Annotated in this window: 10 protein-coding genes; 4 read left to right on the top strand and 6 right to left on the bottom strand. The window is 63.3% G+C overall.

All coding sequences use genetic code 11. The features are described from left to right. Nucleotides 1–489 precede the first annotated feature (489 nt). From PKO50_RS30975 to rpmH, 6 genes are all read right to left on the bottom strand, one after another. Complete coding sequence (locus PKO50_RS30975) at nt 490–1,533, bottom strand: PDDEXK nuclease domain-containing protein (RefSeq protein WP_275628152.1); 1,044 nt, start codon at nt 1,531–1,533, stop codon at nt 490–492. Nucleotides 1,534–1,731: 198 nt separating this feature from the next. Beyond that, nucleotides 1,732–3,099, bottom strand: coding sequence for a tRNA uridine-5-carboxymethylaminomethyl(34) synthesis GTPase MnmE (mnmE, locus tag PKO50_RS30970; RefSeq protein ID WP_089392564.1), 1,368 nt, complete (start codon nt 3,097–3,099; stop codon nt 1,732–1,734). Nucleotides 3,100–3,166: 67 nt separating this feature from the next. Further along, nucleotides 3,167–4,915: a membrane protein insertase YidC gene (yidC, locus tag PKO50_RS30965; protein WP_275628151.1), complete on the bottom strand. Its 1,749-nt coding sequence runs from the start codon at nt 4,913–4,915 to the stop codon at nt 3,167–3,169. Between the two features lie 2 nt (nt 4,916–4,917). Then, nucleotides 4,918–5,166, bottom strand: a complete 249-nt coding sequence (yidD, locus tag PKO50_RS30960; protein ID WP_043270141.1) for a membrane protein insertion efficiency factor YidD — start codon at nt 5,164–5,166, stop codon at nt 4,918–4,920. Continuing rightward, nucleotides 5,159–5,566, bottom strand: coding sequence for a ribonuclease P protein component (gene rnpA / locus PKO50_RS30955; protein ID WP_074980762.1), 408 nt, complete (start codon nt 5,564–5,566; stop codon nt 5,159–5,161). The genes yidD and rnpA overlap by 8 nt, the downstream gene beginning before the upstream one ends. A 14-nt stretch (nt 5,567–5,580) precedes the next feature. Then, entirely contained in the window at nt 5,581–5,715 is a 135-nt protein-coding gene (gene rpmH, locus PKO50_RS30950; RefSeq protein WP_003100258.1) for a 50S ribosomal protein L34, read from the bottom strand. A gap of 539 nt (nt 5,716–6,254) precedes the next feature. Between rpmH and dnaA the strand changes: the two genes are divergently transcribed. The 4 genes from dnaA to gyrB are packed head-to-tail and all read left to right on the top strand — an operon-like array spanning nt 6,255 to nt 12,501. Further along, nucleotides 6,255–7,823: a chromosomal replication initiator protein DnaA gene (gene dnaA, locus PKO50_RS30945; protein WP_275628150.1), complete on the top strand. Its 1,569-nt coding sequence runs from the start codon at nt 6,255–6,257 to the stop codon at nt 7,821–7,823. Between the two features lie 37 nt (nt 7,824–7,860). After that, nucleotides 7,861–8,967 (top strand): DNA polymerase III subunit beta, encoded by a 1,107-nt coding sequence (dnaN, locus tag PKO50_RS30940; protein ID WP_109935339.1) that lies wholly within the window; start codon nt 7,861–7,863, stop codon nt 8,965–8,967. 10 nt (nt 8,968–8,977) lie between these two features. After that, nucleotides 8,978–10,084: a DNA replication/repair protein RecF gene (gene recF / locus PKO50_RS30935; RefSeq protein ID WP_109935340.1), complete on the top strand. Its 1,107-nt coding sequence runs from the start codon at nt 8,978–8,980 to the stop codon at nt 10,082–10,084. Further along, on the top strand, nt 10,081–12,501 hold the full coding sequence (gene gyrB / locus PKO50_RS30930; protein WP_109935341.1) for a DNA topoisomerase (ATP-hydrolyzing) subunit B: 2,421 nt from the start codon (nt 10,081–10,083) through the stop codon (nt 12,499–12,501). The genes recF and gyrB overlap by 4 nt, the downstream gene beginning before the upstream one ends.

Raw genomic sequence — 12,501 nt, 5'->3', positions numbered from 1 at the left:
CACACCGGGGAATGCTTCATTCACAAAAAAAAGAGAGAGGGAATTTTTAAATCTTTTTAGAGCTAGTGATTATGTTTGGTGTGGACATTTTTTGTGGATAAGTGGGTCGAGCCCTTCTGCGACGATATTTACAGCCAAGGATAAGCCTGTGCCGAAGGTGTCGGGAAGCGGGGCATTTACGGTTGAACACCTGTGTATGGAATGCATGGTTATACACAGGGCGGTTATCCCCGGGTTTGGCCACCGGGTTGTCTACGGACCTATACGGTAGTTTTCCACAGGGTTCAGGTGGCGTGTGTATAGACCCTTGCAGGCTAGATTTCGTGGGGACTGTGCGTCTTTTTAGCTTGGGCGCTGTCCACACCTGGTTGAAAAAAAGATGGGGAAAAGGGGGGCTTGCACACATCATCCACAGGGGATGCGTGATGTGGATAAGAGAAGGTTCGAGTTGAAGATCGACTCGTTGGTAGAGTCTTCCTCGGATGCCGATCATTCCCCGGAGTGGCCGCCGAGTTCCCGCTCGATCTGCTCGATCGTGGGCAGGCTGGTCCGAAGTGCTTCCGGCAGCGATTGCAGCAGCTTGTATTCGGCAATGCCCATGGGCTGCGACTTGTCGCCCAGGGCGTATTCGGCCACTACCTTGTTATGGCTCTTGCACAACAGCAGGCCGATGGTGGGGCTGTCGTGTTCGTTCTTCACCTGGCGATCCACAGCCGTCAGGTAGAAGCTCAGTTGCCCCAGGTGGTCCGGCTTGAACTTGCCCGCCTTCAGCTCTATCACCACGTAGCAGCGCAGTTTGAGGTGATAGAACAGCAGGTCGATGAAGAACTCCTCGCCGCCTACCTCCAGCGGCACCTGCCGGCCGACGAAGGCAAAGCCCGCGCCCAGTTCCAGCAGGAAGTCGGTGACGTGTCGCACCAGTGCCTGCTCGATCTCGCGCTCCTGCGCCTGTTCGCCAAGCCCCAGAAAATCGAAGCGGTACGGGTCTTTCAGCGACTCGGTGGCCAGGTCGGATTGCGCCTTGGGCAGGTGGGCCCCGAAGTTGGTCACGGCCTTGCCGGTTCGTTCCAGCAGACCGGCTTCGATCTGCATCACCAGCACGTTGCGCGACCAGTTGTGCTCGATTGCCTTGGCCGCATACCACTTACGGGTTTCGGGCCCGGGTAGCTTATCCAGCAGCGCCAGGTGGTGGTACCAGGGCAATTGTGCAAGCACCTCTTGCACAAATGACTCATCCGGCCAGGCCTCGGCAAAGGCCCGCATATATTTGAGATTGCGCAGGGAAAAGCCCTTCATGTCCGGAAAGGCCGATCGCAGGTCCTGGGCCAGCCTGTCGATCACCTTGGCTCCCCATCCCTGCTTCGCCTGCCGTTGCAGGATATCGCGGCCGATCTGCCAATAGAGCTGCACCAGTTCGCGGTTGACCGCCAGCGTGGCGCGCTGTTGCGCAGCGTGGATGCGGCTCTTAACGTCGACCAGCCAGTCGGCATAGCCTTGCGGGGCGGTGGAAAGGGAGGTCGGCTTGTCGGTCATGGCGATGTCACTCCCTTCGGAGGGCGCTCATTCAGATATCCACAGCTTCGGCATCCGCATGATCGTCACATCGCGCCACGCTGCCGGCAGTGTGGCGACTATCTCGCACTGTTCCCTTCTTGCTTTCCTGGATGTAGCCAGAATTTTCTCAAAGGCCTCGCTTGCATGCGGTAGAGCCGCAGCAGGTCCGGCGCTACATCACTTCCCGATGCAGAAGCTGGAGAAGATCCGCCCCAGCAGGTCATCGGAGCTGAACGCCCCGGTGATCTCCCCCAGGGCCTGCTGGGCATGGCGCAGGTCCTCGGCCAGCAGTTCCCCGGCGCCGGCGAGCAGCAGCTGGGCGTGGCCGTGGTCGAGGTGCTGCCCGGCCTGGCGCAGCGCTTCCAGGTGGCGGCGGCGGGCGCTGAAGCTGCTTTCGGCGGTCTGTTCGAAGCCCATGCAGGCCTTCAGGTGTTCGCGCAGCAGGTCCAGGCCTTCGCCGGATCGCGCGGAGAGAGTCAGGGTGACGTGGCCGTCGGCGCTTTCCTCGATGCCCACCGGGCTTGTGGATAAGTCGGCCTTGTTGCGGATCAGCGTGACCCGCGCCGGGTCCGGGCGCTCGTCGAGGAATTCCGGCCAGAGGGCGAAGGGGTCGGCGGCTTCCGGCGCGGTGGAGTCGATCACCAGCAACACCCGGTCGGCTTCGCCGATGGCCTTGAGCGCGCGTTCCACGCCAATCTTTTCCACATGGTCCTCGGTGTCGCGCAGGCCGGCGGTGTCCACGACGTGCAGCGGCATGCCGTCGATGTGGATATGTTCGCGCAGCACGTCGCGGGTGGTGCCGGCGATATCGGTGACGATCGCCGCCTCGCGCCCGGCCAGGGCGTTGAGCAGGCTGGACTTGCCGGCGTTGGGCCGGCCGGCGATCACCACCGTCATGCCGTCGCGCAGCAGCGCGCCCTGGCCGGCTTCGCGCAGGACGCCGGCGAGTTCCGCGCGGACCTTGTCGAGCTGCGACAGCACGTGGCCATCGGCGAGGAAGTCGATTTCCTCCTCGGGGAAGTCGATGGCCGCCTCGACGTAGATGCGCAACTGGATCAGCTGTTCGGTGAGCTGGTGCACGCGCCGCGAGAACTCGCCCTGCAGCGAGCGCACGGCATTGCGCGCGGCCTGGGCCGAGCTGGCCTCGATGAGGTCGGCGATGGCCTCGGCCTGGGCCAGGTCGAGCTTGTCGTTGAGGAAGGCGCGCTCGCTGAACTCGCCGGGGCGGGCCTGGCGCGAGCCCAGTTCCAGGCAGCGCTGCAGGAGCATGTCGAGCACCACGGGGCCGCCATGGCCGTGCAGCTCTACCACGTCCTCGCCGGTGAAGGAGTTGGGGCCGCGGAAGAACAGCAGCAGGCCTTCGTCGATCACCTCGCCTTCGTCGTCGTAGAAGGGCCCGTAGTGGGCGAAGCGCGGCTGCGGCTCGCGGCCGCTGAGGCTGATGGCGATGGGCAGCGCCCGGGGCCCGGAGACGCGGACGATGCCGACGCCACCCCGGCCCTGGGCGGTGGCGACGGCGGCGATGGTTTCACGGGCTGCGTTCATGGCTTTCCTCCGGATAGCAGAACGCCCCACGAGGGGGCGTTCTGTAGGCTGGGCCGAGGGCGTGGCGTCAGGCGGTCTTGGCCTTGCTCGCGCCTTCGATCTGCCGGGTAATGTACCACTGCTGGGCGATGGACAGGCAGTTGTTGACCACCCAGTACAGCACCAGGCCGGCCGGGAACCACAGGAAGAAGAAGGTGAAGATGATCGGCATCAGCTTCATCACCTTGGCCTGCATGGGATCCGGCGGGGTCGGGTTGAGCATCTGCTGGACCAGCATGGTGGCGCCCATGACGATCGGCAGGATGAAGAACGGGTCCTTCACCGAGAGGTCGGTGATCCAACCCAGCCACGGGGCCTGGCGCATCTCCACGCTTTCCAGCAGTACCCAGTAGAGGGAGAGGAACACCGGCATCTGCACCAGGATCGGCAGGCAGCCACCCAGCGGGTTGATCTTCTCCTTCTTGTACAGCTCCATCATCGCCTGGGACATCTTCTGGCGATCGTCGCCGTGCTGCTCCTTGATCGCGGCCATCTTCGGCGAGACGGCACGCATGCGCGCCATCGACTTGTAGCTGGCGGCGGAAAGCGGGAAGAAGGCCAGCTTGATGACGATGGTCAGCAGGATGATCGACCAGCCCCAGTTGCCGACCAGGCCGTGGATATGTTGCAGCAGCCAGAAGATCGGCTGGGCGATGAACCACAGCGGGCCGTAGTCGACGGTCAGCTCCAGGCCCGGGGACAGCTCGCCCAGGTACTTCTGCAGCTTGGGACCGGCATACAGGGTCAGGCTGGTCTCGCCCTTGGCGCCGGCGGGCACGCTCAGGGTCGGGCCGGTGAAGCCGACGATGTAGTTGCCCTGGGGGTCCTTGCGGGTCATCACGTTGTGGGTGTCGCCCTTGGCGGGCACCCAGGCCGTGACGAAGTAGTGCTGCAGCCAGGCTACCCAGCCGCCCTGCAGGCTCTGCTTGAAGGGCTCCTTGTCCATGTCTTTCATGGACACCTTCACGTAGGGCTTCTCCGGGGTCCAGACCGCTGCGCCCAGATAGGTGGACACGCCGGTGGCGGTGGTGGACGACGGGTCGGCGCTGGCGTCGCGCTTGAGCTGGGCGAACAGCGAAGCGCTCCAGGGCTTGCCGCTCTGGTTGTCGACCAGGTAGGTGACGTCGATCTGGTAGGCGTTCGGGTTGATGCAGTCGAGCTTCTTCTGCGCCTTTTCCTTGTCGCTGCAGTCGGTCTTCAGGCCGCGGTGGAAGGTGAAGCGCTTGATGTAGCTGACGCCATCGCGGGCGAAGTTCAGGTCGACCACCAGTTGGTCCTGGCCGTCGGCCAGCTGGTACTGGGTCTTGGTACTGCTGTACAGCGGGCGGCCGGCGACGGCGGCGTCCGGACCGTCGGTGCCGGTCAGGCCGCTCTGCGCGAGGTAGGTGCGCTGGCCATGCTCGAACAGGGCGAAGGGCAGGTCCGGGCGATCCTGGCGCATCGGGTACTGGGTCAGGCCCAGTTGCACCACGTCACCGCCACGGGGGTCGATGGCCAGGTCGAGGACGTCGGTCTTCACCTGGATCAGCTGGCCGTTGGAGGCTGCTGGTTGCTGGGCGCTGGGCAGCCCGGTTTCGCCGCTCTGGGCGGTCGGTACGTCGGCGCTGGCAGTGCCGGTGGCAGGCACGGACGTATCCGGCAGGCCCTGGGACTGTTGGTTGAACGACGCGGTCTGGGCCGGCAGTTCGGGCTGACCGTAGTCCTTGTTCCACTGGAGAACCAGCGCATAGGACACGATAGCCAGGGCGACGATGAGGATCGAGCGTTTGATGTCCATGGTTACTCGGCCGTCGAGGATGGGCGATGCTTGGAAGTGGCGGGCGGCACGGGATCATAGCCACCGGGATGCCAGGGATGGCAGCGGCCCAGGCGACGCAGGGCCAGCCAGCCGCCGCGCAGGAAGCCATGGTGTTCGATGGCTTCGTACGCGTAGCAGGAGCAGCTGGGGTGAAAGCGACAGTGACTGGCCATCAAGGGGCTGATGGCGTAGCGGTAAAACTGGATGAGAAGCAGCGCCAGTCTACGCATGGGAACTGTCGGCGACCCCCGGAGGTTCGGTTGCGCTTTCCGGCCGGGGTCGGTTGCGCAGCAGGCGTTTGAAGAGCTTGCCGAATTGCTGGTGCAGTTCGGGGTTCTGCAATTCACCCAACCCCTTGCGCGCAATGACCACGATGTCCAGGCCGGCCAGGGCTTCCTGGTTGTGCCGGAACGATTCGCGGATCAGGCGTTTGAGGCGGTTGCGCTCGACGGCGAGCTTGACGTTCTTCTTGCCGATCACCAGGCCGAGGCGGGGGTGATCCAGAGCGTTTTCGCGCGCCAGCAGCAGGACATGCTTACCGGGAACCTTGGCGCTGGGGGAGTCGAAGACCGCTGTGAAATGCCGGGCTGTCAGAAGACGCTTTTCCCGGTCGAATCCTCGACTCACCACCTGTGCCGGGCGAATCAGACGGTCAGACGCTTGCGGCCCTTGGCGCGACGACGCGACAGAACCTGACGGCCGTTCTTGGTGGCCATGCGAGCGCGGAAACCGTGGACGCGAGCGCGCTTGAGAGTGCTGGGTTGGAAAGTACGTTTCATTGTTCGGTACCTGGATTGATGACCTGAGGTCGCAGGGACCCCGTTTAAAGAGACCGGCGATTCTAGTGAAAACCCGGAGTCAGGTCAATTTCCAACCAGCCGGAATCGCCCAGTGGAATTGCGCTGAAATAAAAGACAGGGAGAAAAGGTCTTTAAAAGATAGTGGAAGCGATTGTTATAGGGCGCCGCCAAATCTGTGGATAAGTCAATTCTGGCCACTGTTTGCGGGCCATGGCGGATTTCATGAAGGTGTCGAGAAGCGGTGACACTCCTGTGCAGCCGCGGTGGATAATCTGGGGAAGAAAGACCTGTTTGTCCACAGCGATGGTTTTCAACAGCTTTCCACCCCCATCCATCCCTGGGTCGATGCAGGGGTTATCCACAACTTTCAGGGTGCGCCGGCCATCGCCATATGCCATCATTAACACCTTGATTTTGCTTGCCCACTTGTTGATTTCTCATGTGGATAAGTCCGTAGCGCACGGCTACAATTGCGCTTTCCTTTTCGTTCCATTCCTTTCCAAATCCTGGGGATACCCGTGTCCGTGGAACTCTGGCAGCAGTGCGTGGAATTGCTCCGCGACGAGCTGCCATCCCAGCAATTCAACACCTGGATCCGGCCGCTGCAGGTCGAGGCCGAGGGCGAGGAGCTGCGTGTCTACGCACCGAACCGTTTCGTGTTGGACTGGGTCAACGAAAAATACATGGGGCGTCTGCTCGAACTGCTGGGTGAACGCGGCAATGGGCAGATACCCGCCCTTTCGCTGCTCATCGGCAGCCGCCGCAGCCGAGCCCCGCGCCCTGCGCTGATGCCGCAGAGCCACGCGATGCCCGCGCCGACCATCACCCCGCCGCCGTCGCCGGCGCAGGTGCGCGCCGCCAAGGCCCAGGCCTACCAGGCCGAGGCGCCCGCCCAGGCCGAAGCGGCCAGCCGGGTGCAGCAGATGCAGCTCAACGTGCAGGAGCCGATGCCCGACATCGACGAGTCCAGCCCGAGCATCGACCCGCTCGCCGCCGTCGCCGCCATGCCCTCGGCGCCCGCGGTGCGCACCGAGCGCAACGTGCAGGTGGAAGGCGCGCTCAAGCACACCAGCTACCTGAACCGCACCTTCACCTTCGAGAACTTCGTCGAGGGCAAGTCCAACCAACTGGCCCGTGCCGCGGCCTGGCAGGTGGCGGACAACCTCAAGCACGGCTACAACCCGCTCTTCCTTTATGGGGGCGTGGGCCTGGGCAAGACGCACCTGATGCACGCCGTGGGCAACCACCTGCTGAAGAAGAACCCGAACGCCAAGGTCGTGTACCTGCATTCGGAGCGCTTCGTCGCAGACATGGTCAAGGCCCTGCAGCTGAACGCCATCAACGAGTTCAAGCGCTTCTACCGCTCGGTGGATGCCCTGCTGATCGACGACATCCAGTTCTTCGCCCGCAAGGAGCGTTCCCAGGAAGAGTTCTTCCACACCTTCAACGCCCTGCTCGAAGGCGGCCAGCAGGTGATCCTCACCAGCGACCGCTACCCGAAGGAGATCGAAGGCCTGGAAGAGCGCCTGAAATCGCGCTTCGGCTGGGGCCTGACGGTGGCGGTGGAGCCGCCGGAGCTGGAAACCCGCGTGGCCATCCTGATGAAGAAGGCCGAGCAGGCGAAGGTGGAGTTGCCGCATGACGCGGCCTTCTTCATCGCCCAGCGCATCCGTTCCAACGTGCGCGAGCTTGAGGGTGCCCTGAAAAGGGTGATCGCCCACTCCCACTTCATGGGCCGGCCGATCACCATCGAGCTGATCCGCGAGTCGCTGAAGGACCTGCTGGCCCTGCAGGACAAGCTGGTCAGCATCGACAACATCCAGCGCACCGTCGCCGAGTACTACAAGATCAAGATCGCCGACCTGCTGTCCAAGCGCCGTTCGCGCTCGGTGGCGCGTCCGCGCCAGGTGGCCATGGCCCTGTCCAAGGAGCTGACCAACCACAGCCTGCCGGAAATCGGCGTGGCTTTCGGTGGTCGGGACCACACCACGGTGCTGCACGCCTGTCGTAAGATCGCTCAATTGAAGGAATCCGACGCGGACATCCGCGAGGACTACAAGAACCTGCTGCGTACGCTGACCACCTGAGGCCAAGCTGCAGCCCCACGAGGCAAGGGATTAGACCATGCATTTCACCATTCAACGCGAAGCTCTGTTGAAACCCCTGCAACTGGTCGCTGGTGTGGTCGAGCGCCGCCAGACGCTGCCGGTTCTTTCCAACGTGCTGCTGGTGGTCCAGGGCCAGCAGCTGTCGCTGACCGGTACCGACCTCGAGGTCGAACTGGTTGGCCGCGTCACCCTGGAAGAGCCGGCCGAACCGGGCGAAATCACCGTCCCGGCGCGCAAGCTCATGGACATCTGCAAGAGCCTGCCCAGCGATGCGCTGATCGACATCCGTGTCGACGAGCAGAAGCTGCTGGTCAAGGCCGGCCGTAGCCGCTTCACCCTGTCCACCCTGCCGGCCAACGACTTCCCCACCGTCGAGGAAGGCCCGGGCTCGCTGACCTTCAGCCTGGTGCAGAGCAAGCTGCGCCGCCTGATCGACCGCACCAGCTTCGCCATGGCCCAGCAGGACGTTCGCTACTACCTCAACGGCATGCTCCTGGAAGTGTCCAACGGCACCCTGCGTGCCGTGGCCACCGACGGCCACCGCCTGGCCATGTGCTCCTTCAGCGGCGGCGTGCCGGAGGCCCAGGACCGCCATCAGGTCATCGTGCCGCGCAAGGGCATCCTGGAACTGGCGCGTCTGCTCACCGAGCAGGACGGCCAGGTGGACATCGTCCTCGGCCAGCACCACATCCGTGCCACCACCGGCGAGTTCACCTTCACCTCCAAGCTGGTGGACGGCAAGTTCCCCGACTACGAGCGCGTGCTACCCAAGGGCGGCGACAAGCTGGTGATCGGTGACCGCCAGCTGCTGCGCGAGGCCTTCAGCCGTACTGCGATCCTCTCCAACGAGAAGTACCGCGGCATTCGCCTGCAACTGACCTCCGGCCTGCTGAAAATCCAGGCGAACAACCCGGAGCAGGAGGAAGCGGAAGAAGAAGTGCAGGTCGACTACAACGGCAGCAGCCTGGAAATCGGCTTCAACGTCAGCTACCTGCTGGACGTACTGGGCGTGATGGGCACCGAGCAGGTTCGCATGATCCTCTCCGACGCCAACAGCAGCGCCCTGCTGCAGGAAGCCGACAACGACGACTCCGCCTACGTCGTCATGCCGATGCGTCTCTGACCTTCACTGAATGTCACTGACCCGCGTCTCGGTCACCGCGGTGCGCAACCTGCACCCGGTGACCTTCTCCCCCTCCCCTCGTATCAACATCCTCTACGGCGAAAACGGCAGCGGCAAGACCAGCGTGCTCGAAGCCGTCCACCTGCTCGGCCTCGCCCGCTCCTTCCGCAGCCAGCGCTTGCAACCGGTCATCCAATACGAACAGGCCGCCTGCACCGTCTTCGGCCAGGTCCAGCTGGCCAATGGCATGACCAGCAACCTGGGGATTTCCCGGGAGCGCCAGGGCGAGTTCCAGATTCGCATTGACGGCCAGAATGCACGCAGCACCGCCCAGCTGGCGGAAACCTTGCCGTTGCAGCTGATCAACCCGGACAGCTTCCGTCTATTGGAGGGGGCTCCGAAGATTCGCCGGCAGTTCCTCGACTGGGGTGTGTTCCACGTGGAACAACGCTTCATGGTCGCCTGGCAGCGGCTGCAGAAGGCGCTGCGCCAGCGGAACTCGTGGCTCCGACATGGTAGACTGGACGGTGCTTCGCAGGCTGCCTGGGACCGCGAATTGTGCAGTGCCAGCGACGAAATCGATGGCTATCGGCGGTCCTATATCCAGACGCTCAAACCGGTCTTCGAACAGACGCTGGGCGAGCTGATCCAGTTGGACCAGCTCACCCTCAGTTATTACCGCGGCTGGGACAAGGATCGCGAGCTGGGCGAAGTATTGAATGGCAGCTTGTTGCGCGACCAGCAGATGGGGCACACCCAGGCTGGGCCGCAACGGGCCGATCTACGAATTCGCCTGGGCGGGCATAACGCGGCAGATATCCTGTCGCGGGGGCAGCAGAAACTCGTAGTCTGCGCCCTGCGTATTGCCCAGGGGCACCTGATCAATCAGGCCAAGCGAGGCCAGTGCGTCTACCTGGTGGACGACCTGCCCTCGGAACTCGACGAAAAGCACCGGCGTTCGTTGTGCCGGTTGCTTGAAGATTTGGGTTGCCAGGTATTCATCACCTGCGTCGACCCTGAACCATTGAAGGACAGCTGGCGAACGGACACGCCGGTTGCGATGTTCCACGTGGAACATGGGCATGTCTCTCAGACCACCCTCGGGAGTGAAGAATGAGCGAGAACAACACGTACGACTCTAACAGCATCAAGGTGCTGAAGGGGCTGGACGCGGTACGCAAGCGTCCGGGCATGTACATCGGCGACACGGACGATGGCACCGGCCTGCACCACATGGTGTTCGAGGTGCTGGACAACTCGATCGACGAAGCCCTGGCTGGCTACTGCAGCGAGATCAGCGTCACCATCCACACCGATGAATCGATCACCGTCCGCGACAACGGCCGTGGCATTCCTGTCGATATCCACAAGGAAGAAGGGGTTTCCGCAGCCGAGGTCATCATGACCGTGCTGCACGCCGGCGGTAAGTTCGACGACAACTCCTACAAGGTGTCCGGTGGCCTGCACGGCGTGGGTGTGTCCGTGGTGAACGCGCTCTCCGAGGAACTGCGCCTGACCATCCGCCGCGAAGGCAAGGTCTGGGAGCAGATCTACCGCCACGGCGTGCCACAGTTCCCCCTGCGCCCGGTGGGCGAGACCGATGGCTCGGGTACCGAGGTGCATTTCAAGGCCTCCGACGAGACCTTCACCAGCATCCACTTCAGTTGGGACATCCTGGCCAAGCGCATCCGTGAGCTGTCCTTCCTCAACTCCGGCGTGGGCATCCTGCTGCGCGACGAGCGCACCGGCAAGGAGGAGCTGTTCAAGTACGAAGGGGGCCTGCGCGCCTTCGTCGAGTACCTGAACACCAACAAGAACATCGTCAACCAGGTGTTCCACTTCAACACCCAGCGCGAAGAAGACGGCGTTGGCGTGGAAGTCGCCCTGCAGTGGAACGACAGCTTCAACGAGAACATCCTCTGCTTCACCAACAACATTCCGCAGCGTGACGGTGGCACTCACCTGGCGGGCTTCCGCTCCGCCCTCACCCGCCACCTGAACAACTACATCGAGCAGGAAGGCCTGGCGAAGAAGTACAAGATCGCCACCACCGGCGACGACGCCCGTGAAGGCCTGACCGCGATCATCTCGGTGAAGGTGCCGGATCCGAAGTTCAGCTCGCAGACCAAGGACAAGCTGGTGTCCTCCGAGGTGAAGACCGCGGTGGAACAGGAGATGGGCAAGTACTTCGCCGACTTCCTGCTGGAGAACCCCAACGAGGCCAAGGCCGTGGTCGGCAAGATGATCGACGCCGCCCGCGCCCGTGAGGCCGCGCGCAAGGCCCGCGAGATGACCCGCCGCAAGGGCGCGCTGGACATCGCCGGCCTGCCGGGCAAGCTCGCCGACTGCCAGGAGAAGGACCCCGCCCTCTCCGAACTCTACATAGTGGAGGGTGACTCCGCGGGCGGTTCTGCCAAGCAGGGCCGCAACCGCAAGACCCAGGCGATCCTGCCGCTCAAGGGCAAGATCCTCAACGTCGAGAAGGCTCGCTTCGACAAGATGCTCTCCTCCCAGGAGGTGGGCACCCTGATCACCGCGCTGGGCTGCGGCATCGGGCGCGAGGAGTACAACATCGACAAGCTGCGCTACCACAACATCATCATCATGACCGATGCTGACGTCGACGGTTCGCACATCCGCACCCTGCTGCTGACCTTCTTCTTCCGCCAGCTCCCCGAGCTGGTCGAGCGCGGCTACATCTACATCGCCCAGCCGCCGCTGTACAAGGTGAAGAAAGGCAAGCAGGAGCAGTACATCAAGGACGACGTGGCCATGGAGGAATACATGACCCAGTCGGCCCTCGAGGACGCCAGCGTGCACGTCAACGAAAGCGCCCCGGGCCTGTCCGGCGAGGCGCTGGAGAAGCTGGTCAACGAGTACCGCACCGTCATGCGTACCCTCTCCCGCCTGTCGCGCCTGTACCCGCAGGACCTGACCGAGCACTTCGTCTACCTGCCGCGCATCGACGTCGAGCAACTGGGCGACCAGGCCGCCATGCAGGCCTGGCTGGAACAGTACCAGGCGCGCCTGAAGACCTCCGAGAAGTCCGGCCTGACCTACACCGCCAGCCTGCGCGAGGATCGCGAGCGCCACCTGTGGCTGCCGGAGGTGGAGATGATCGCCCACGGCCTGTCCAACTACGTCACCTTCAACCGCGACTTCTTCGCCAGCAACGACTACCGCTCGGTCACCGAGCTGGGTGCCAAGCTGAACAGCCTGATGGAAGAAGGCGCCTACGTGCAGAAGGGCGAGCGTAAGAAGCCGGTCTCCAGCTTTAAGGACGCGCTCGAGTGGCTGATGGCCGAAGGCACCAAGCGCCACAGCATCCAGCGATACAAAGGCCTCGGCGAGATGAACCCGGACCAGCTGTGGGAAACCACCATGGACCCGAACGTCCGCCGCATGCTGAAGGTGACCATCGAGGATGCCATCGCCGCCGACCAGATCTTCAACACCCTGATGGGCGATGCCGTGGAGCCGCGCCGCGACTTCATCGAAAGCAACGCCCTGGCGGTGTCGAACCTGGACGTTTGA

Source organism: Pseudomonas sp. 273 (assembly GCF_029201425.1).
In the GTDB taxonomy this organism is placed as follows: Bacteria; Pseudomonadota; Gammaproteobacteria; order Pseudomonadales; family Pseudomonadaceae; genus Pseudomonas; species Pseudomonas delhiensis.
The sequence above is the reverse complement of the archived record's forward strand: the minus strand, read 5'-3'. Positions and strand labels throughout refer to the sequence as shown.